Raw genomic sequence first — 18,985 nt, 5'->3', positions numbered from 1 at the left:
ATGGCATTTTGTGACCGCCCCGCTCTCCCAAGCGGCATGGCCCGGAAAATTCCAAGCAAATGGATAGTCCATTTCCTGAGTACTGAATCAGAAATCGGCTATTTCTGGCCGCCTTCCCACATTTGTAGACTGCTCTCCCACCAACCTCGTCTCGCGCTGCATCGCACGCCTGGCCTGTGCTTCACGCCTGGCCACACTGCAGCGCGTGCATCCATACGGGAGAGACCTTGAAACGCTTCGCCATTGCCGGCATCCAGATGTCGGTTTCCGCCTTCGAAGAAAACATCACGCGCATGGGGCATTACGTCGCCCATGTCAAACACCGCTTTCCCTGGGTCGACATGGTGCTGTTTTCCGAGCTGGCCGCTTACGGCCCCAGCCCGCTGAAAGCGGAAGCCATGCCGGGCGAAGCCGAACAGCGGCTGTGCCAGATTGCCGCCCAGCACGGCATCTGGCTGATTCCGGGTTCCCTGTTCGAGCTGCGTGATGGCCATGTTTTCAACACCAGCCCGGTGATCAATCCGCAAGGCGAGGTCATCGCCCGCTTCAGCAAGCTGTTTCCCTTCCTGCCCTACGAAAAAGGCATCACTGCCGGCGACCAGTTCGTGGTGTTCGACGTGCCGGATGCCGGGCGCATCGGCATCTCCATCTGCTACGACATGTGGTTCCCGGAAACCACCCGCACACTGGCGGCCATGGGCGCAGAGGTGATCCTGCATCCCACCATGACCGACACCATAGACCGCGAAGTGGAACTGGCCATAGCCCGTGCCTCGGCCGTCACCAACCAGGTGTATTTCCTCGACATCAACGGGGTGGGTGATGGCGGCGTCGGCCGCTCCATCGTGGTGGACCCGGCCGGCTACGTGCTGCATCAGGCGGGCAATGGCCCGGAAATCATCCCGGTGGAAATCGACTTCGACAAGGTCCGGCGCGAACGCGAACGCGGCCTGCGTGGCCTGGGCCAGCCACTGAAGAGCTTCCGCGACCGGCGCTGCGACTTCCCGCTGTACCAGCGCGACAGCGGCCTGGACGCCTATCTGTACCAGCTGGGCCCACTGACCAAACCGGAGGACCACCATCAGGGCGAATTATCCGGGCCCGGCGGCCCGATGGCGGAGATCAAGGCTGACAGCGAAGCGCTGGCCGCCAGCCAGGACCAGGAATGAAAGGCAACAGCCTGGTATCGGGCTGGCTGCATTACTGCCGCCAATGCGTGCAAGCCTGGCTGGCAGTCGGCCAGCCGCAGACACCGAAAACCCCACCGCGAGCCGCTCAGGGAGAGCACCCCATGCAAAAAGTCAGCAATATTTCCGATCTGCGTCTGCTGTTTCACCGCAATGAACGGCCGATCTACTTCATCAGCGCCACCAACTTCAACCTGTTGGGGATAGACCAGTGGGTCAACCGCTTCAAATACATCAACTACATCGACTGCTTCGATGGCCGCCATCCCAATGTCTTTGTGCCACCGCAACTGCCGCATGAAGAATTCCAGTCCATCGAGGACATCAACAACTATCTGCTGCAACACAAGGATGTGGTGGATTATGTCGAACGCGCCGGTGGCCGCCCGGTGGCGGTGTTCCTGATGTTCGATGCCGAAACCGAACGGCTGTGCGAAGAGTTGGGTATAGAAGTGTGGTTCCCCAGCGCCGCCTTGCGCGAGCGCTGCGACAACAAAATGGAAACCGTGCGCATCGGCAACAAGGCGGGCGTGCCTTCGGTCCCCAATGCCCTGTGCAAGGTGGACAGCTATGCCCACCTGCGCGAGATTGCCGAAACACATGGTCTGGGCGAACAACTGGTGGTGCAGACCGCCTTTGGCGACTCCGGCCATACCACCTTCTTCATTTCCAGCGAAACAGACTTCGACCGGCATGCCGAGGAAATCATCCAGGACCCGGAAGTCAAGATCATGAAGCGCATCAACTGCCGCGGCGCCACACTGGAGGCCTGTGCCACCCGCAGCGGCACCCTGGTTGGCCCGCTGCTGACCGAAGTGGTGGGCGAGGCGGAACTGACCCCCTATCGCGGCGGCTGGTGCGGCAATGAAATCTTCCCCGGCGCCTTCAGCGAAGAAGTCCGTGCCAAGGCACGCGACATGGCTTACCGCTTTGGCAATCAGCTGATGGCCGAAGGCTATCGTGGCTATTTCGATCTGGACTTCCTTATCGACAAGGATACGGACGAGGTCTACCTGGGCGAACTGAATCCGCGCATCTGCGGAGCCAGCCCGATGACCAACCACGCCGCCTTCGCCTATGCCGATGTGCCGCTCTTCCTGTTCCACCTGCTGGAATTCTCCGGCATCGAGTTCGAACTGGACGTGGAAGAACTCAACGCCCGCTGGGCCAATCCGGCCTTCATCGACAGCTGGAGCCAACTGGTGATCAAGCACACCGCCAACAATGTCGACATCATCACCCATGCCCCGGCCACCGGCATCTACCGCATGGCGGACGACGGCTCGGTGTCCTACCATCGCTTCGACTACAAGCGTCAGGACATCGAATCGGAAAACGAGGCTTTCTTCCTGCGCATCAGCGGTCCGGGCGACTATCGCTACGAAGGCGCCGACCTGGGCATCCTGATCACCCGTGGCCGTTCCATGACTGATGACTTCGCCCTCAACGAGCGCGCACGCCACTGGATAGCCGGCATCAAGAAATACTATGCTGCCAAGCCCATCATGGCAGTGCACGACGAGCAAGTCCCCGCCCCCGGCGCCTTCAAGATCCTATAATCCACTCAGCGCCACCCCGGTCGCCGCCGGCAAGACGGCGGCGACCCTCAACCTAGTGAGTCACATGCGCTGTACATTCGAAGCAATCCGGGAAGACACGCCGGGAGCACGCTGGCAGGCGCTGTTCCAGCTACGCTGGCCGGCCTATCAGCAATGGTTTCTGCGCGATGGTTATCGTGCCCGCCCCTCTTATCTGGCAGGGCGACGCGCACTGCGCCAGCACATGCCCGAGCTGGCAGGGCTGTATCAGCAGCTATGTGAACTGGCCGGTGGTGGTGATCTGGAAGCGCGTTTTCTGTCGCAGTGGTGCCCGCCATCGTATATTTCCGGCTGCTCGCAAGCGGTATGGCTGGATTCCTACGGCGTGGAAGGCCCCTTGCTGGCACGCAATTACGACTATGCCCCGGCACTGCTGGAAGGCAGCTGGCTGTCCACCCGCTGGCTGGGCCGTCAGGTGCTGGCCATGAGTGACTGCCTGTGGGGGGCGCTGGACGGTATCAACGAGGACGGCCTGGCCGTTTCACTATCTTTCGGTGGCCGCACCGCCGTTGGCGAGGGTTTCGGCATTCCGCTGGTGATGCGCTACCTGCTGGAAACCGCCAGCAATACCGCCCAAGCCGTGGCCATCCTGCAGCGCCTGCCGGTGCACATGACCTATAACATCAGCCTGCTGGATAAGCAGAGCCACTGGGCAACCGTGTTCGTGGCACCAGACCGGCCCACCGAAGTGGTCAACCGCAGCGCGGTGGCCAACCATCAGCACGGCGTGGAATGGCAGGCCCATGCCCGTGCCACCTTGTCGGAAGAGCGGGAATGGATGCTGGGCCAGGGCGTGCGCAAGGCGGAAAGCGCTGATGACGTACTGCGCACCCTGCTGCGACCGCCCTTGTTCCAGACCGCCTATGGCCGTGGTTATGGCACCCTGTACACGGCGGCCTACCATCCGCAAACCCTGATGGCGGAACTGCTGTGGCCAGACATGCGCTGGCCGCAGTACTGCCTGGATGTGCAGGAAGGCGTGCTGAATGTGCGCTTCGACGCCAATCACGCTGGCTAAAAGCCGGTTCATGCCCCGGGGCCGCCAGGAGCGGACAAGGCGCACGAGCGTGATCAAGTTACAAGGCCTGTCAGTGCCATGCGGTTTGCGGTGCAGCGAGCAGGCTGCGGCCAGCATGGCAGGCCCCTTTCCCTGCCTAGTAAAAGCGTTGGCAGCAGCTGACATGGCCAGACAATACAATATTCAAAAAAGATAATGAAAACAGTAAAATAATGACAATATGACTATATGTCATAAATCGGTAATATTTTTTACGCAAAGCATATGGCAGACTGTGGCAGGTTTTTAAACACTTTAGTCCAGTTGATATTACTCAAACATATAGAGTAAGCCACTGTACGCGCGAGGAATGCCAGCATGAATGCCGCCAAGAAAATCCGCCGTTTTATCGAAGAAAACAAGGATCATGAGCAAGTCCAGGTATTGAAGGACCTGGCTGCGGCACTGGAAATGGGACGGCCCTTTGATTTGGGCAGCCTGTATCAGATTGATATGCGTTATTTCGAAGTCGCACTGGATCTGTTGAAAGACTGGCGCTTCGATCACCATATCGCCGCCCGTAGCAAGCTGCTGGAACAGCTGCTCACCGAAATCGCCCCCGACCTGCGTGTGGACGAGAATACCAGTGCAGCCGGTGGCGATAGCCAGCCAGCCGCGCAAGCTGCCCAGCCAGTGGCAGCGGCAGACAGCCCGGCAGCCGAGTCTGCCCCGGTAGAGGCTGAAGCCGTCGCCGCCAAACCGGCACGCAGCCGGCGCAAGAGCAGCCCCGCAGCCTGAGCGGCGCCAGCCTGGTGCCACTGACCACAGCATGAGCAGTACGCCAGGCAAGCCCATGACTGCGGCCGGTTTTTAGTCAGCAGGTGTTAGCCGCAGACATCAGCCAGCCTCCCCGGCTGGCTGACCAGGAAATTACCCTCACCCTGCAGGCTGACGATACGGGCATTGCGCCGCGTCTCCCAGCCATCTACCGGATATTGCCTGGCCCAGGCGCACATCAGCTGCCGGTCCTGCCGGCTCATGTTCAGTGCATAGCGCTGGTGCATGTACAAGGTGATGCGGGCCGCCCGTCCACGCACCTCCTCCCGCGGCTGAACCCGCTTGCCGGCAAAATCCACCACCGTGCCGCACTGACCGTAAATGCGCGTCGGCTGCTTGGCCCAGGCGCTGTAGGACAAATTACTGCGATCAGCATTCACCTCGCCCACCGCCGGCACCAGATTGTTCAGATCACCTTCCGCCAGCCGGTAAACGTCATCATTGCCCGAGCAATTCTTGCGTCCGCCCTGCTGCCAGCACTGGCGCTGATGGCCCAGCACCCAGGCCGGCACCACATGCTCCCACTCGATACGCCGGGCGCGCTCCGCGTTCTTGCGCGGCACATAACCGCAGGACAGCCAGTCCACTGCCTTGCCCTCGTAAGCACAGCCGCAATAAAAATCCTCCTGCATGCCGGCAAACACCTTGGGCAATACACGCTTGGCACCGTTGAAATCGCGGTGACCCACCGCCTTGTCACCCCGTACCAGCGCAGACAGCACCACTTTGTCCGTTTGCCCACCCGCCGGTGCTGTCGTCTGCCCGCTGGCAGCTTGCAGCTGCCGCACCATGGTTTCACCCAGTTGGGCCAGCGCCCTCACCTCACGCGGCAGCTTGACGCCACCGTCCCTGTCACAGCCGCACAATGCCAGCAGCAACAAGCCATAAAACCGTTTTTGCATTTCTACCGTGCCACCACCGCGGCTCCGCGCGTCTGGTCGACTCCTGTACTTTGGGGAGGGGCACTATAACCGCCAGCGCTGCATTTTCAAACAGGGCAAAGCAAGCGGCACACAGCGTGGGCCTGCCTGTCTGCGTTACAATTCCGCCACCGGGCAGCGTCGCCCGGCTTTCACAGCAGGTAGAGCATGTCGAGAAAACCGCGCCTTCGTTCCGGCTCTGGCGTCACCATGCATGATGTCGGCCTGGCGGCCGGCGTCAGTGCCATCACCGTGTCCCGCGCCCTGCACTCGCCCGAGCGGGTCACACCGGCACTACGTGAAAAAATACTGCAGGTGGTGGAACAACTGGGCTATGTACCCAACCGCTCGGCCCGCCAGCTGGCCTCGGCCCGCTCGCACACGGTACTGGTGCTGATCCCCTCGCTGAGCAATACCGTGTTCATCGACGCCCTGGCCGGCATCGAATCGGTGTTGCAGCCAGCCGGCTACCAGATGCTGATCGGCAATACCCATTACAGCGACAGCGAGGAACTGGCGCTGTTACGGGCCTACCTGCAACACAGCCCGGACGGTTTGCTGGTAACCGGACTGCAGCAGGCCGAGGCATTCAGCCGCATCCTGCAGGAGCGTCAGCTGCCGGCGGTGTACATGATGGATCTGAGTGATGACGGCAGACCCTGCGTCGGGCTGTCACAGGAAGCGGCCGGCGCCGCCATGACCCGCCATCTGCTGCAGCGGGGCCGGCGGCGCATCGCCTATCTGGCCGCCCAGCTGGACGAGCGGGTAGTGAAACGGCTGCAAGGCTACCGTCAGGAGCTGACGGCTGCCGGTTGCCATGATCCGGCGCTGGAATGGCTGAACCCGGCCCCGTCCAGCATGCAGCTGGGGGCGGACATGCTCGATCAGCTGCTGGCCGCCCACCCCGATTGCGACGCCGTATTCTGCTGCAATGACGACCTGGCCATCGGCGCCATTGCCCGTTGCCAGCAGCGCGGGATTGCGGTGCCCGGACAACTGGCCATTGCCGGCTTCAACGATCTGCAGGCAGCAGCCTGGACCACACCGCCACTGAGCACCATTGCCACACCACGCTTTGCCATCGGTGCTGCTGCTGCCCGCCTGCTGCTGCAACAGCTGCAAGGGCAGCAGGAAACCGGCGGCAGCCGCTGCCTGGATCTGGGCTTCCAGCTGCAACAGCGCGGCAGTACCTGACTCAGCTGCCGTGGTGGCCTGAGACAGCAGCTGCGTCCAGCCACCGTCACTGGCTGGCGACTGACGCAGACCATGCCATAGCGGCAAATACGCCTTCACCCAGCGCACGCTTTGCCCGCCGCAAGCGAAACGGCGTCCCCAGCCCTCTGCTCACCCCCGCATGCTCTGCTGCCATGCAGCATGAAAAGACATTGCCGCCGCCGATTTGTTAGCGCTAACATCTGGCACTCACCGCTTAGGCGGTTTTCTTTCACCGCACTATGTTAGCGCTAACATGAATATTCCCAATATCGTGGTCATGGGGGTGGCCGGCTGCGGCAAAAGCAGCCTGGGCCTGGCCCTGGCCAATACGCTCGGCGCCAGTTACATCGAAGGCGACAGCTATCACCCGCCGCAGAATATTGCGCGCATGGCAGCTGGCATCCCCCTGACCGACACCGACCGTGCGGGCTGGCTGGAGCTGCTGGCACAACGCCTGGCCAGCGGCGTGGCGCTGGGCGAACCCATGGTGCTGGCCTGTTCGGCGCTCAAGCGTCGCTACCGCGATACGCTGCGCCAGGGCGACCCGAAGCTGCTATTCGTGCATCTGGCCGGCAACAAAACGCTGATCGCCGCCCGCATGGCCGCACGCGACGCCCATTTCATGCCCGGCAGCCTGCTGGACAGCCAGTTCCGCGATCTGGAAGAACCGACCGGCGATGAAAGCTTCATCCGCTGCGACATCAGCCAGCCGCTGGACAAGCTGTTGCAGCAACTGCTGCTACAGCTGACTCAAAACCAATAACAACACATCCCTGCCAAGGAGAATTCAGGTGACAACACGACACACCATGAGCATGCCGCAACGGCGCTGGCGCATAGGCGGACTGCTGGGCATTGGCGTACTGGTCAATTATTTCGACCGCATCAGCCTGTCGGTAGCCGCCCCGCAACTGCAACAGGAATTTCACCTGTCCAACAGCGATCTGGGCTTGCTGTTCAGTGCCTTTTTCTGGACCTATGCACTGCTGCAAATTCCCACCGGCCTGATTCTGGACCGCTTTGGCGTCACTCGTGTCGGCCGTTGGGGGGCATTGCTGTGGGGGCTGGCCTCCACCCTGACCGCCTGTGCCGGCGGCTTTGCTGGCATTTTCGTAGCGCGCGCCCTGCTGGGCGTTGCCGAAGCACCAGGCTTTCCGGTCAGCGCCAAGGCCACCGGCTACTGGTTCCCTCGGCGTGAACGGGCCATGGCCACGGCAATTTTCGATGCTGCGGCCAAGTTTTCCAATGTGATCGGGGTGCCGCTGGTGGCGCTCACCGTGGTCCATCTGGGCTGGCGCTGGGGTTTTGGCCTGACCGCCCTGCTCAGCATGGCCTACTTCATCGCCTTTACCCTGATCTATCGTGATCCAAGCCAGGACAGCAAGCTGTCGGCAGAGGAATACCGCCATATCGTGGACGGCGGCGCCACGCCCGAGGGGGTGGGCCAGGGCGGATCGCTGGCCATGCTGGGCTACCTGTTGCGGCAACGCAAGGTGTGGGGGCTATCCATCGGCTTTGCCGCCTATGGCTATGTGTTCTACCTGTTTCTCACCTGGCTGCCCGGCTATCTGGTACAGACCATGCAGATGAGCATTCTGAAATCGGCCAGCTATGCCGCCATTCCGTGGATATTCGCCACCCTGTCCGACCTGCTGGTAGGTGGCTGGCTGATCGACCACCTGATAGCCCGCGGCCACGATGAAACCCGCGTGCGCAAAGGCGTGCTGCTGGGTGGCATGCTGTTGGGGCTGGCGGTTTTCGGTGCCACCACCACCAGCGATCCGGTCATCGCCATCATCTGGATCACCATCGCACTCAGCGGGCTGGCGGCTGCCGCCCCAGTGGGATGGTCGCTGCCCTCGCTGATTGCACCGCATGGCGGCACCGGTACCGTGGGCGGCATCATGAACTTCGCCAACAATATGATGGGGGCGGTAGCCCCCATCGTCACCGGCTATATCGTGGGCAGCACCCACTCCTTTACCAATGCTTTTCTGGTGGCCGGGGTGATGCTGATCATCGGCATGCTGGCCTTTGTCTTCCTGCTGGGACGGATCGAAGCCATTGCTGAACCGCAGTAGCGCCCGCCAGCCGCTGCTGAAGCAAGCGCAACACCAATGACAAGGCCCGCAGTAAGCGGGCCTTGTCACGGCTGAGCCATCGGTCAGCCCAGTGGCTGCAACAGTTTTACTTCAACCGGTGCGGCCAGCTTGTCCGCCACGCATGCGCGATAAGCCAGGTAATGTGCTGCTGCCCGGTGGGCCTCGACCGCAGCCATATCCTGGTAGGCCTCGAACACATGCAGTACATGCGGCTGATCCGCCTGCTGCAATATCTGGTATTGCACACAGCCGGCTTCCTGCCGGCTGGCTTGCTGCATGTCACGCATGGCGGCACACACTGCGGCTGTGCTCTCGGGTTTGCATTGCAAGGTGGCAAAAATAAATACGCTCATGAATATTCCTTGTGCTGACTGGTGGCCACTGGCCGGAACAGGCCTATCTTACGCCAGCGTGTCGCTGGCGGCATTATCACGGCCAGGAATGCGTGCGCAATGCGTCTATTAGCAATTCGGCCACCCGCATGGTAGATGCCGGGTTCTGACCGCTGATGACACGCTGATCCACCAGCGCGAACGGGTCCCACGGTTCCGGCGCTTTGTGATAGTGGGCACCACGCTTGACCAGCTCGTTTTCAGGCAGGAAGGGCAGCTGTCCGGCCAGGCCGGAAAGCCGTTCCTCGGTATTGGAAAAACAGCTCATCTGCTTGCCTTCGACCAGCCAGCTGCCATCGTCCAGCCGGATATTCAGCAAGCCTGCCACGCCGTGACACACCGCGCTGACAACCCCACCCTGCTGATAAATCTGGCGGGCAATGGCTTGCAAGGCGGTATTGTCCGGAAAATCCCACACCGCGCCATGGCCGCCGGCGTAATAGATAGCGGCATACTCTTGCGGATTCACCGCAGACGGCTTCAGCGTGGCACCCAGCCGGTTCATGAAGCTCTTGTTCTGATACCACTCCCAATCCAGCTCGTCGGCCAGTGCCAGGCTGAGCGGATCGATCGGCGTGAAACCACCACGTGGACTGACGATGTCCACTTCATGACGGGCAGCTTCTACCCGGCTGACAAAATGAACGGCTTCCCCCAGCCATAGTCCACAGGCCCTGGCAGTTTGCGGATATTTTTCAAAACTGGTCACCACCATCAGAATCTTTTTCATGCCTGGGTCCTTTGTCGGCTTGCCACCTGCCTTGCGCACCGCTATTGACTTGGTAATCAATTTAAACTGTAGTAAATAAAACTAGCTGTGCAGGCAATGTAGGAGATCCTGCCGAGCAGGACAAGTGCACAAACTCCGCCAGCCTTGCCTATTCCTACGCATTTCGCCATGGCGCGGACAACTGCTGCGCCCGGCACTGCCCGCCAGCGACGGGCACAAGGCAGTGCCGCTATCGTGTTGGCCTGAAAGAAGGGGAATGATGATGACTGCGAACAAGGCAATCGATCTGGCCAGCCAAATACTGCAACTGGCAGCGCAGCCCGGCTGGCACCCCAGCCGGCTGGATGGTGTCAGTCTGCTGCGCCAGGACCAGGACAGCCCCCCTACTCCGGTATTGCATGAGGCCAGCGTGGTGATCGTGGCCCAGGGTTGCCAGCGCGGCTATCTGGGTGAACAGGTGTTCAGTGTCGACCCCGGCCATTGCCTGGTGGTCGCCACTCCCATGCAGTGCGAATGCGATACCAGCCTGCGACAAGGCGAGCACCTGCTGGCACTGGTGATACGCATCGACCCCAGCCTGCTAGACCAGCTACTACGGCAGATGGATGACACGCCCCAGCCCAAAACCAGCGGCAAGCCACAGGGCATGCTGCTTTGCGCCATGACTGCAGAACTACAGGACGCGGCGCTGCGTTTGCTGCACAGCCTGCAGCAAGAGCAGGAAAGCCGGGTACTGGGGCCGGCCATCGTGCGGGAAATCCTCTACCGCATCCTGCTGGCGGATGCCGGACAAACCCTGCGGGCGCTGTTTGCCCGCCATGGCAGGCTGCGCCAGATCCAGCGCAGCATCGAACACATCCACCGCCATTACGCCTTGCCGCTCAGCGTGGCCCTGCTGGCCGAACTGGCCGGCATGAGCAGCAGCGCCTTTCATGAAAGCTTCAAGGCTGTCACCGGTTATGCGCCCATCCAGTATCTGAAAAATACCCGTCTGCATCAGGCACGCCATTTATTGCTGCAGGATGGCCACAATATCAGCCAGGCGGCTTATGCCGTGGGCTATGCCAGCCCTTCGCAGTTCAGCCGCGAGTTCAAGCGCCTGTTCGGCCTGCCGCCACGCGCGGCAATTCAGCGTCTGGCCATGGCAACGCAGGCTTAGGCTTGCCAGGATCAGCCATACTGCATGGCTGGCAAAGCCCTGGTGACGCTGGTATCGTTGGCAGGCACATTTGATGCACTGCACAAGCAGCACAAAACGGGAGAAACAGAAAATGAAACAACGCGAGATCGTGGTACTCAGCGCGGTACGCTCGGCCATTGGCACTTTTGGCGGCGCGCTCAGCCATCTGGAACCGGCCGAACTGGGCGGCCTGGTCATGAAAGAAGCCATTGCCCGCTCCGGCGTGGCAGCCGAACACATCCACCACGTCACCGTGGGCAACTGCATTCCCACCGAAGCCCGTTATGCCTATGTGGCACGCCTGGCCTCCATTGCCGCCGGCCTGCCGATGGAGTCGGTTGCCATGGCGGTAAACCGCCTGTGCGGCTCCGGCCTGCAAGCCGTGGTGTCCAGCGCCCAGGCCATCATGCTGGGTGACTGTGATTACGCCATTGGCGGCGGGGTGGAAGTGATGTCGCGTGCCGGTTATCTGCTGCCGCAACTGCGCAGCGGTGCGCGCATGGGCAATGCCACGGCAATCGACATGATGACCGCCGCCCTGACCGACCCCTTCGGCGTCGGCCACATGGGCATTACCGCGGAAAATCTGGTCGACAAATGGCAGCTGACCCGTGAAGAGCAGGATGCCTTCGCGCTGGCCTCGCAGCAGCGTGCCGCCGCCGCCATCGCGGATGGCCGTTTCGCGTCGCAGATCGTCCCCATCGTCACCCAGACCCGCAAGGGCGAAGTGGTATTCGATACCGATGAACATCCACGCGCCACCACGCTGGACGCACTGGCCAAGATGAAGCCGGCCTTCAAGAAAGACGGCTCGGTCACCGCTGGCAATGCCTCCGGCATCAATGACGGCGCAGCCTTCCTGGTGCTGGCAGCCGCCGATGCCGCCGCCGCCGCCGGCCAGCAGCCACTGGCACGTATCGTGTCCTATGCCGTGTGCGGTGTGCCCAACCACATCATGGGCGAAGGCCCGATTCCGGCTACCCAGGCCGCACTGCAGCGCGCCGGGCTGAGCCTGGAGCAGATGGACGTGATCGAATCCAACGAAGCCTTCGCGGCGCAGTCGCTGGCGGTCTGCAAGGGGCTGGGACTGGACCCGGCACGTGCCAATCCCAATGGCGGTGCCATCGCACTGGGCCATCCGGTGGGTGCCAGCGGCGGCGTGATCGCCACCAAGGCACTGTACGAACTGCAGCGCATCAAGGGCCGCTATGCACTGGCCACCATGTGCATCGGTGGTGGTCAGGGTATTGCGGTGATTTTCGAACGGCTGTAAATCCGTCCTTTTCCTAGCTCACTCACCGCCCGCTTGCCGGGCGGTTTTGCATTGTCCGCTGATGCTTGCATCACAATGCAAAAAGCATAGAGTCAGGCCGCAATTACTGTATAAAATGTCAGTAGATCAGCTCCAGCTGACCGGGCAGCCAAGGCCGCCCACCTTCCCTGTTCCAATCCACAACACTGGCCCTGAAGCCGGAAAGTTGCCATGGCGATGAAAATACCTGGCTTGCTGTTGCTGTTTGCGCTGGGACTGGCTCAGGCCGCCCCGCCCCAGGCACTCAGCTGGGACGGCCCGCGTGACGGCCCGGCCCGCCAGCGTGGCGTGCACAAGGTCACTTTCATCGCCCAGGATCTGCGCAACGGTGGCATCGCTGGCAGTTATCGCGGCTTTGCCAGCGCCGCCCGGCTGCTGGGCTGGCAAGTACAGGTACAAGACGCGCAAGGCAGCGGCGTTTTGCTGCGCAAGGGCTTTGCCGATGCAGTGGCCGCGCATAGCGACGGCATCATTCTGGGTGGATTTCAGGCCAGCGATCTGGCAGACGAGGTCGCTGCGGCGCAGCGTGCCCGCATCGTGCTGCTAGGCTGGCATGCCGCCGCCCATCCCGGCGCGGTTTCCGGGCTGTTTTTCAATGTCAGCAGCGAGCCGCTGGAAGTGGCACGCCGCGCTGCCGAGCATGTGATACAGGACAGTCACGGCAAGGCTGGCGTGGTGATTTTCAATGACGAGCGTTTTGACATTGCCAATGCCAAAACCCGCTTCATGCAAGAGCTGATCCAGCGCTGCAGCGGCTGTCGGATGCTGGAAGTGCAAAACCTGCCGCTCAACCATGCCGACCAGCGCATGGATGCCGTGGTGAAGGCGCTGAACCAGCGCCATGGCCGGCGCTGGACCCACACCCTGGCCATCAACGATGTGTATTTTGATGAAATGAACTACCCGCTGCTGCATGCCGGCCGTGGTGACGTGCGCAATGTGTCGGCTGGCGATGGCTCCAGCAAGGCCATCAGCCGCATTCGCGCCGGGCTGTCACAGCAGCTGGCCACGGTGGCCGAACCGCTGGGGGCACAGGGCTGGCAGCTGGCTGACGAAATGAACCGGGCCTTTGCCGGAGCCAAGCCCAGCGGCTATATCAGCAAGCCGATACTGGTCACCCGCGACTTGCTGCAGCAGCTGGGCGAGCAGGAAATCGACGCTGGCCTGCCCTACCAGCAGGCTTACCGCGCCATCTGGTTCGCCCGCTGACCAGTCCACCGCCGGCGCTGGCTCAGGCCAGCAGCTTGCGTTCGCTCTTGCCGTATTTCAGCGACTTCTCATCCGGCAGCATCAGGCCGGTGCCTTCGTCCCGTCCCTGCAGAATGAAACGCGCCTGCGGCTGCCCCAGCTGCTCGGCCGCCAGTTTGCTATCGGCGCCGATCTCGCCTTTCTTCATGCGGTTGACGATCAAGCCTACCGAGGTATCGGCAAAATCGCGCAGCATCCAGGCATCGCCATCACTGTCGCCAGCCACCAGGATGGGGCCATAGCCCTTTTTCGCCTGCAGCTGCTGGCGGATGCCCACGGTCTTGCCCGGCCCCCAGTTGAAATGCCAGCCCGGCAGATAGCGGTCGGTATATTTACCATCCGCCATCTCCAGCCGCAAGCCGATGACGTTTTCCGCCGGCACGCCGTAGCCGAAATCCTCATGCCCGGCAAACACCCGTACCACATCGTCGATGGAGGCGGTGCTGACATACACATCAATGCCATTGGCGCGCAGGGTATGCATCAGGCCGCGGATTTCCTCATGCACGCGGATGCCGTGAAAATGGGTGTCCGCCACCACGCCAGCCCGGCCCGGCAGGCTGCGCGGGCTTTCGTAGCGCACCTTGCGCAGGGCATCCCCCAGCGCTGCCTTGTGAGAGGCCAGCGCCATCGCCTGCAATTCGGCCGTACTCATGTTCTTGTAGAAATAGATGATCCACTTGTAGCCGATCTCCAGCGGGAAGCTGTCGCAGATGGCGTCGTACATGAAGTACAGCTTGGCACGGAAATCCTTGAACTGGTCGCTGGCCTGGATTTCCTCCAGGCTGCGGCTGCCGGCCAGTCCCTGGTAATTGGCGTACAGCCAGCGGTAATCGGACTCCACGTCCGCCGCAATATCCGCCATCCGCACCGGCTTGCCATCCACCGTCTTGTAATCGGCCATGAAAGTGGCATCCGGCACATCGCGCCACAGCACCCGGGCGAACTCATCCGGCGTCAGCTTGTATTGCAGATGGTTGATCTGGTACATCAGCAGCGCTTCTTCACAATCGTTCATGATGCAGGTGTTGTCCCAGTCGAACACCGCATACGGCTTGCGCTCGGCACGATAGCCGGCGCTGGCACTGCCATGCTGGCTCAGCAGCAATTGCAAGCGCTGCACATTCAGTGGCGACCAGCGTGCCGCATCCAGCGGCACGGCAACTTTGCCGCTGGCGGCACGGGCGGTGGCGGAAGCCAACAGCAAGGGGCTGCTGGCGGATACGGCGGCAAGGGCGTGGATGAACTGGCGACGCTGCATGGTCTCTCCCGGGGCGGTGTAGGGGTAGACGGGCAGGCAATCTGCCCGTCAGCATGCACAGCATAATAAACACCCAATATTACAACTTTGCCACAAAAGTACACAAAATGCCCAAATGCGACGCCGCCTGCCAGCACGGCAAACGACTTGACAGTGCCCCGCACTCTCTCGCAATGTGCAAGGCCATTCTTCCACCGTCTGCCCGCAGGAGAAGCCCATGTGGCAACAGGAGCGTTACCAGCGCATACGCGCCTTGCTGTCCGCGCAACAACGCCTGAGCACCGAGCAACTGGTCAGCGCCTTGCAAGTGTCGCGGGAAACGGTGCGGCGCGATGTGGCGGCACTGGAAGCCATGGGTGAGCTGCGCCGCATCCACGGCGGCGTGATTGCCCAGAGCGGCGAGGAGGCACCAATTGCCGAACGTGCACAGCAACAAGTGCCTTACAAGCAGGCCATCGCCCGCGCCGCCTGCAGCCGGCTGCGCCAGGGGCAGACCCTGTTCATCGATGCCGGCACCACCACCGCCCTGCTGGCGCGTGAACTGGCCACTCTCAGCGGCCTGACCATCATCACCAATGCCTTCGACGTGGCACTGGCCCTGCGCCGGCCAGCCCAGGGCGGCGGCCACCAGCTCATCATGTTGGGGGGAGAACTGGGCGAACGCGCCCCGGCCACGGTGGGCGGCAGCACGGTGGCGGAAATCGGCCGTTACCGCGCCGACATCGCCCTGCTGTCGCCAGTCGGCGTCACCGCGGCCATGGGGGCCAGCAATTACGACCCGCGTGAAGCGGAAGTGGCGCGCGCCATGTGCGCCCAGGCCGATCAGGTATACATGCTGGCCGATTTCAGCAAGCTGGGCGTCAGCAGCCGCATCAGCACCTGCGCGGCCAGCGATATCGACTTGCTGATCAGCAACCGCCAGGCCGCCGACATGCCGGCCTGCCAGCAGCTGGCGGCATTAGCAGGCGAAATCTGGCTGGTGTAAGGGCTGCAGCGGCACTGAGATCAAGATGGCATATGCAAACAAGAAAACGTTATTTTTGTTATATTAAAAACAGAAATATCCTGTTTTAAGTTATATAAAAATCAGGATAGCGTCATGGCCAGTTTCTTCCTCCGTCCAGCAAGCACACCGCCGCACACTCTTTTGTCGCTGTCCCGCACGGAGTTCGTGGCATGAACTTCCAGCAACTGCGCATCATCCGTGAAACCGTGCGGCAGAATTTCAACCTGACCGAGGTGGCCAATGCGCTGTATACCTCGCAGTCCGGGGTCAGCAAGCACATCAAGGACCTGGAAGACGAACTGGGCGTGGAACTGTTCGTACGCAAGGGCAAACGTTTTCTCGGCCTGACCGATCCGGGCAAGGAATTGCTCATCATCGTCGAACGCATGCTGCTGGACGCCGGCAACATCAAGCGCCTGGCAGAACAATTCAGCCAGCGCGACGAAGGCCAGCTCACCATTGCCACCACCCATACCCAGGCGCGCTATGCGCTGCCGCAGGTAGTCACCGCCTTCAAGAAGGCCTTTCCCAAGGTGCATCTGGTCTTGCATCAGGCCAGCCCGGAAGAGCTGGTACGCCTGCTGCAATCGGGTGACGCCGACATCGGCATCGCCACCGAGGCCGTGGCCGAAGTACCGGAACTGGTGTCCTTTCCCTACTACGGCTGGTATCACAGCGTGATTGCCCCGCCGCACCACCCCTTGCACCAACAGACGCTGTCGCTGGAAACGCTGGCGGAATACCCCATCGTCACCTACCACCAGGGCTTTACCGGCCGCGCCCAGATCGACCGCGCCTTTGCCCGCGCCGGGCTGGTGCCGGACATCGTGATGTCGGCATTGGATGCCGACGTGATCAAGACCTATGTCGAGCTGGAGCTGGCGGTGGGCATCGTCGCTTCGATGGCGGTCGATCCGCAGCGCGACCAGGCAGTCAAAGTGGTGGCCGGCGAACCGCTGTTCGGCCAGCAAACCACCCGCATCGCCATCCGCCGTGGCCACTACCTGCGCAGTTATGCCTACCGTTTTATCGAGTTGTGCTCGGCCGCCCTGGATGAAAGCACGGTGCGCAGCGCGCTCAGCCCGGCCATGCAGGACTAGGCCCGGCCACTGCATGGATGGCCAAGCCACGGCCAAGGGCGCTGTAGCCAGCCATCTGCCTCCACCCTTGCCCGCAGTGGCGGCATTACAGGAATTGATGTTTCTTGCCGCAAGTTGACACCTTGCCGGGGTATTCTGCCGCCCTGAGCTGCCGGATACCCGGTGGCAGTACCGGCAAGGAGTTCCTGTTTCATGCGTCAGCTGATTGTCCGCCTGCTCTCTCGTCGTCAGCCATCTGTCGAACTGGATAGCGCCAGCGAAGGCCGCCTGTGCGCGCAGTTTCTGCCCGTGCTGCAAGACCTGCGCCGCCAGCGGCTGGATGCCTGGCAGGGCGATGCGACAAACATGCTCGCAGCCCGCAACGAAGACAGCATGAATCTTTACGAACGTGCCTGCCTGTACCTGGAATTCGGCCAATGGCAAAAGGCCTTGAGCCTGCTGGAAGCCGCCGCCCAGCGTCTACATGGGCATTCACCCAGCGCCGCCGCCGGACTGATGCGGCTCACCAGCCAGATGCGCGCGGCAGACAGCGCGGCACGGGAACTTCTTGCGTGAGCAGCGAGTCTGCCGTCCTGACTTGACCTGCACTATTAGACAGGTAACATCCACCCCCTCCCAACTCCTGAAATCGCAATGTCGCCCAGTGCGGCTTGCTGCTAGCCGAATCACATGCTTTTACATACCCGCCTGACCGGCGCACTTGCCCTTGGCAGCGTACTGTCCTGTAGCTTGGCCACTCCGGCACACGCCGACTCGCTGTGGGACAGCGCGCGCAACGAAGTACAGCACGTCTGGGATGACGGCACGCTGGATGCCTACCTGCCGCTGAACACCTATCACATGCGCTGGGCTTATTCGAAAGAAAAGATCGCCGAGTTCAACGAAAACCCCTGGGGCTTTGGCCTGGGCCGCAGCCTGCGCGATGACAAGGACAACTGGCATGCGCTGTATGCCATGGCTTTTCTGGACTCACACAAGAAAGTAGAGCCCATCGTCGGCTACGCCTACACCCATCCCTTTGCCCGCGCCGGCGAGTGGCGTGCCGAAATCGGCTATACCGCCTTCATCACCTCGCGCACCGATACCCTGCACTCCTTCCCCTTCCCCGGCGTGCTGCCGCTGGTTGGCATCAGCTATGGCAAGTTCACCATCAACAGCACCTACATTCCTGGCGGCAAGGGCAATGGCAATGTGCTGTTCACCTTTGCCCATTACCACTTCTGAGCCAGCAACACCCCATGCCGACTGCCTGCCCATGCCAGGCAGTCCGCCCCGGCGAATGGCATGTAAAGCATGTAAAACGGGGCTAATTGGCTTCACTTCACTCAAAGCGGTGTAAAGCCGGCAGCGGCCGGCTTGTAGCGCCAAGCCGGCCTGACTAAGGTGAGCGCATTGTTCACCATGAATGCAGGTCCATCATGCGCCCCTCCCTGTTTCTGTTTGCCAGCGCCAGCCTGGCCCTGCTGCTGAGCAGCACCAGCCACGCCGCCGAGACATCCGCACCGTTCGATGCGCCCTCTCCTCATCACTGCCCGGCCGAACACCGTGATGCCTCGGCCGCCGAACACCCGCACTGCGCCCCGCATGGTCCGCATGCCGCGGATGAACACGGCCACCAACCGCCCCCGCCGCCGCACGAACCACCGCTGGCCGCAGTAAAAGCCTGCCTTGGCAAAAAGGTGGGCGCCAAAACCACCGTGTATCTGCATGGCGACAGTATTCCCGCCATCTGCCAGCCCTACGATGGCATGCTATTGGCCAAGCCGCAGCGCCCGCTGGCGCTGCCGGAAGACAGGCCGCACGCTAGCGAGTGAGTTCCCGGCCTTGTTACGTTGAGGGCTGCTAACAAAATAGCGCTGTTTCCCTGATGCAAGGCGCGCCGACGCAGACAGTACAAGGT

At 61.8% G+C, this 18,985-nt stretch carries 19 protein-coding genes; 15 read left to right on the top strand and 4 right to left on the bottom strand.

The window, feature by feature from the left end:
- Positions 1 to 227 precede the first annotated feature (227 nt).
- From EAY64_RS01945 to EAY64_RS01930, 4 genes are all read left to right on the top strand, one after another.
- Complete coding sequence (locus EAY64_RS01945) at positions 228 to 1,169, top strand: carbon-nitrogen hydrolase family protein (protein ID WP_199734367.1); 942 nt, start codon at positions 228 to 230, stop codon at positions 1,167 to 1,169.
- Complete coding sequence (locus tag EAY64_RS01940; RefSeq protein ID WP_199734366.1) at positions 1,166 to 2,746, top strand: biotin carboxylase; 1,581 nt, start codon at positions 1,166 to 1,168, stop codon at positions 2,744 to 2,746. Before EAY64_RS01945 ends, EAY64_RS01940 begins: the two co-directional genes overlap by 4 nt.
- Positions 2,747 to 2,810: 64 nt before the next feature.
- Positions 2,811 to 3,803 (top strand): C45 family autoproteolytic acyltransferase/hydrolase, encoded by a 993-nt coding sequence (locus EAY64_RS01935; protein WP_103523102.1) that lies wholly within the window; start codon positions 2,811 to 2,813, stop codon positions 3,801 to 3,803.
- A gap of 357 nt (positions 3,804 to 4,160) precedes the next feature.
- Positions 4,161 to 4,580: a hypothetical protein gene (locus tag EAY64_RS01930; protein WP_103523101.1), complete on the top strand. Its 420-nt coding sequence runs from the start codon at positions 4,161 to 4,163 to the stop codon at positions 4,578 to 4,580.
- 86 nt (positions 4,581 to 4,666) lie between these two features.
- Here the strand turns inward: EAY64_RS01930 and EAY64_RS01925 are convergent, their stop codons facing one another.
- The gene (locus EAY64_RS01925; protein WP_226034270.1) at positions 4,667 to 5,521 is read right to left on the bottom strand and encodes an endonuclease; all 855 of its coding nucleotides are present in this window, start codon (positions 5,519 to 5,521) and stop codon (positions 4,667 to 4,669) included.
- A 186-nt stretch (positions 5,522 to 5,707) separates the two neighbouring features.
- On the opposite strand from EAY64_RS01925, the gene gntR reads away from it, so the two are divergent.
- The 3 genes from gntR (at position 5,708) to EAY64_RS01910 (ending at position 8,835) form a co-directional block, all read left to right on the top strand.
- Complete coding sequence (gene gntR, locus EAY64_RS01920; RefSeq protein WP_103523100.1) at positions 5,708 to 6,733, top strand: HTH-type transcriptional regulator GntR; 1,026 nt, start codon at positions 5,708 to 5,710, stop codon at positions 6,731 to 6,733.
- A 274-nt stretch (positions 6,734 to 7,007) separates the two neighbouring features.
- The gene (locus EAY64_RS01915; RefSeq protein ID WP_103523099.1) at positions 7,008 to 7,517 is read left to right on the top strand and encodes a gluconokinase; all 510 of its coding nucleotides are present in this window, start codon (positions 7,008 to 7,010) and stop codon (positions 7,515 to 7,517) included.
- Between the two features lie 28 nt (positions 7,518 to 7,545).
- Positions 7,546 to 8,835 (top strand): MFS transporter, encoded by a 1,290-nt coding sequence (locus tag EAY64_RS01910; protein WP_199734365.1) that lies wholly within the window; start codon positions 7,546 to 7,548, stop codon positions 8,833 to 8,835.
- An 83-nt stretch (positions 8,836 to 8,918) separates the two neighbouring features.
- Here EAY64_RS01910 and EAY64_RS01905 read toward each other — a convergent pair whose 3' ends face one another.
- Both EAY64_RS01905 and EAY64_RS01900 read right to left on the bottom strand, forming a co-directional pair.
- Entirely contained in the window at positions 8,919 to 9,209 is a 291-nt protein-coding gene (locus tag EAY64_RS01905) for a putative quinol monooxygenase (protein WP_103523097.1), read from the bottom strand.
- Positions 9,210 to 9,285: 76 nt separating this feature from the next.
- On the bottom strand, positions 9,286 to 9,978 hold the full coding sequence (locus EAY64_RS01900; protein WP_103523096.1) for a type 1 glutamine amidotransferase domain-containing protein: 693 nt from the start codon (positions 9,976 to 9,978) through the stop codon (positions 9,286 to 9,288).
- 256 nt (positions 9,979 to 10,234) lie between these two features.
- Between EAY64_RS01900 and EAY64_RS01895 the strand changes: the two genes are divergently transcribed.
- The 3 genes from EAY64_RS01895 (at position 10,235) to EAY64_RS01885 (ending at position 13,679) form a co-directional block, all read left to right on the top strand.
- The gene (locus EAY64_RS01895) at positions 10,235 to 11,137 is read left to right on the top strand and encodes an AraC family transcriptional regulator (RefSeq protein WP_103523095.1); all 903 of its coding nucleotides are present in this window, start codon (positions 10,235 to 10,237) and stop codon (positions 11,135 to 11,137) included.
- Between the two features lie 112 nt (positions 11,138 to 11,249).
- Complete coding sequence (locus tag EAY64_RS01890) at positions 11,250 to 12,431, top strand: acetyl-CoA C-acyltransferase family protein (RefSeq protein ID WP_103523094.1); 1,182 nt, start codon at positions 11,250 to 11,252, stop codon at positions 12,429 to 12,431.
- Between the two features lie 210 nt (positions 12,432 to 12,641).
- A complete protein-coding gene (locus EAY64_RS01885; protein WP_103523093.1) occupies positions 12,642 to 13,679 on the top strand; it encodes a substrate-binding domain-containing protein in 1,038 nt (345 codons plus the stop codon).
- 22 nt (positions 13,680 to 13,701) lie between these two features.
- On the opposite strand, the gene EAY64_RS01880 is transcribed toward EAY64_RS01885, so the two are convergent.
- Positions 13,702 to 14,979 carry a haloacid dehalogenase-like hydrolase gene (locus EAY64_RS01880; protein ID WP_103523092.1) on the bottom strand — a complete coding sequence of 426 codons (1,278 nt, stop codon included), beginning with the start codon at positions 14,977 to 14,979 and terminating at the stop codon, positions 13,702 to 13,704.
- A gap of 217 nt (positions 14,980 to 15,196) precedes the next feature.
- Between EAY64_RS01880 and EAY64_RS01875 the strand changes: the two genes are divergently transcribed.
- The 5 genes from EAY64_RS01875 to EAY64_RS01855 all read left to right on the top strand — a co-directional run bounded on the left by EAY64_RS01875 (position 15,197) and on the right by EAY64_RS01855 (position 18,899).
- Positions 15,197 to 15,964 (top strand): DeoR/GlpR family DNA-binding transcription regulator, encoded by a 768-nt coding sequence (locus EAY64_RS01875; protein ID WP_103523091.1) that lies wholly within the window; start codon positions 15,197 to 15,199, stop codon positions 15,962 to 15,964.
- A 191-nt stretch (positions 15,965 to 16,155) separates the two neighbouring features.
- A complete protein-coding gene (locus EAY64_RS01870) occupies positions 16,156 to 17,085 on the top strand; it encodes a CysB family HTH-type transcriptional regulator (protein WP_103523090.1) in 930 nt (309 codons plus the stop codon).
- A 192-nt stretch (positions 17,086 to 17,277) separates the two neighbouring features.
- The gene (locus EAY64_RS01865) at positions 17,278 to 17,640 is read left to right on the top strand and encodes a hypothetical protein (RefSeq protein WP_103523089.1); all 363 of its coding nucleotides are present in this window, start codon (positions 17,278 to 17,280) and stop codon (positions 17,638 to 17,640) included.
- Positions 17,641 to 17,754: 114 nt separating this feature from the next.
- Complete coding sequence (gene pagP / locus EAY64_RS01860) at positions 17,755 to 18,309, top strand: lipid IV(A) palmitoyltransferase PagP (RefSeq protein ID WP_103523088.1); 555 nt, start codon at positions 17,755 to 17,757, stop codon at positions 18,307 to 18,309.
- A 194-nt stretch (positions 18,310 to 18,503) separates the two neighbouring features.
- Positions 18,504 to 18,899, top strand: coding sequence for a hypothetical protein (locus EAY64_RS01855; protein WP_103523087.1), 396 nt, complete (start codon positions 18,504 to 18,506; stop codon positions 18,897 to 18,899).
- Positions 18,900 to 18,985: the final 86 nt, after the last annotated feature.

It is taken from the genome of Aquitalea palustris, assembly GCF_003693445.1.
Lineage (GTDB): Bacteria > Pseudomonadota > Gammaproteobacteria > Burkholderiales > Chromobacteriaceae > Aquitalea > Aquitalea palustris.
Note: the sequence above shows the minus strand (reverse complement) of the source record. Positions and strands in the feature narration are given on the sequence as shown.

Coding starts and splice junctions, on each gene's coding strand:
- gntR (WP_103523100.1), top strand. CDS start 5,708: ATGTCGAGAAAACCGCGCCTTCGTTCCGGCTCTGGCGTCACCATGCAT.
- EAY64_RS01890 (WP_103523094.1), top strand. CDS start 11,250: ATGAAACAACGCGAGATCGTGGTACTCAGCGCGGTACGCTCGGCCATT.
- EAY64_RS01935 (WP_103523102.1), top strand. CDS start 2,811: ATGCGCTGTACATTCGAAGCAATCCGGGAAGACACGCCGGGAGCACGC.
- EAY64_RS01895 (WP_103523095.1), top strand. CDS start 10,235: ATGATGATGACTGCGAACAAGGCAATCGATCTGGCCAGCCAAATACTG.
- EAY64_RS01915 (WP_103523099.1), top strand. CDS start 7,008: ATGAATATTCCCAATATCGTGGTCATGGGGGTGGCCGGCTGCGGCAAA.
- EAY64_RS01925 (WP_226034270.1), bottom strand. CDS start 5,521: ATGCAAAAACGGTTTTATGGCTTGTTGCTGCTGGCATTGTGCGGCTGT.
- EAY64_RS01900 (WP_103523096.1), bottom strand. CDS start 9,978: ATGAAAAAGATTCTGATGGTGGTGACCAGTTTTGAAAAATATCCGCAA.
- EAY64_RS01875 (WP_103523091.1), top strand. CDS start 15,197: ATGTGGCAACAGGAGCGTTACCAGCGCATACGCGCCTTGCTGTCCGCG.
- EAY64_RS01855 (WP_103523087.1), top strand. CDS start 18,504: ATGCGCCCCTCCCTGTTTCTGTTTGCCAGCGCCAGCCTGGCCCTGCTG.
- EAY64_RS01870 (WP_103523090.1), top strand. CDS start 16,156: ATGAACTTCCAGCAACTGCGCATCATCCGTGAAACCGTGCGGCAGAAT.
- EAY64_RS01905 (WP_103523097.1), bottom strand. CDS start 9,209: ATGAGCGTATTTATTTTTGCCACCTTGCAATGCAAACCCGAGAGCACA.
- EAY64_RS01880 (WP_103523092.1), bottom strand. CDS start 14,979: ATGCAGCGTCGCCAGTTCATCCACGCCCTTGCCGCCGTATCCGCCAGC.
- pagP (WP_103523088.1), top strand. CDS start 17,755: ATGCTTTTACATACCCGCCTGACCGGCGCACTTGCCCTTGGCAGCGTA.
- EAY64_RS01930 (WP_103523101.1), top strand. CDS start 4,161: ATGAATGCCGCCAAGAAAATCCGCCGTTTTATCGAAGAAAACAAGGAT.
- EAY64_RS01940 (WP_199734366.1), top strand. CDS start 1,166: ATGAAAGGCAACAGCCTGGTATCGGGCTGGCTGCATTACTGCCGCCAA.
- EAY64_RS01865 (WP_103523089.1), top strand. CDS start 17,278: ATGCGTCAGCTGATTGTCCGCCTGCTCTCTCGTCGTCAGCCATCTGTC.
- EAY64_RS01885 (WP_103523093.1), top strand. CDS start 12,642: ATGGCGATGAAAATACCTGGCTTGCTGTTGCTGTTTGCGCTGGGACTG.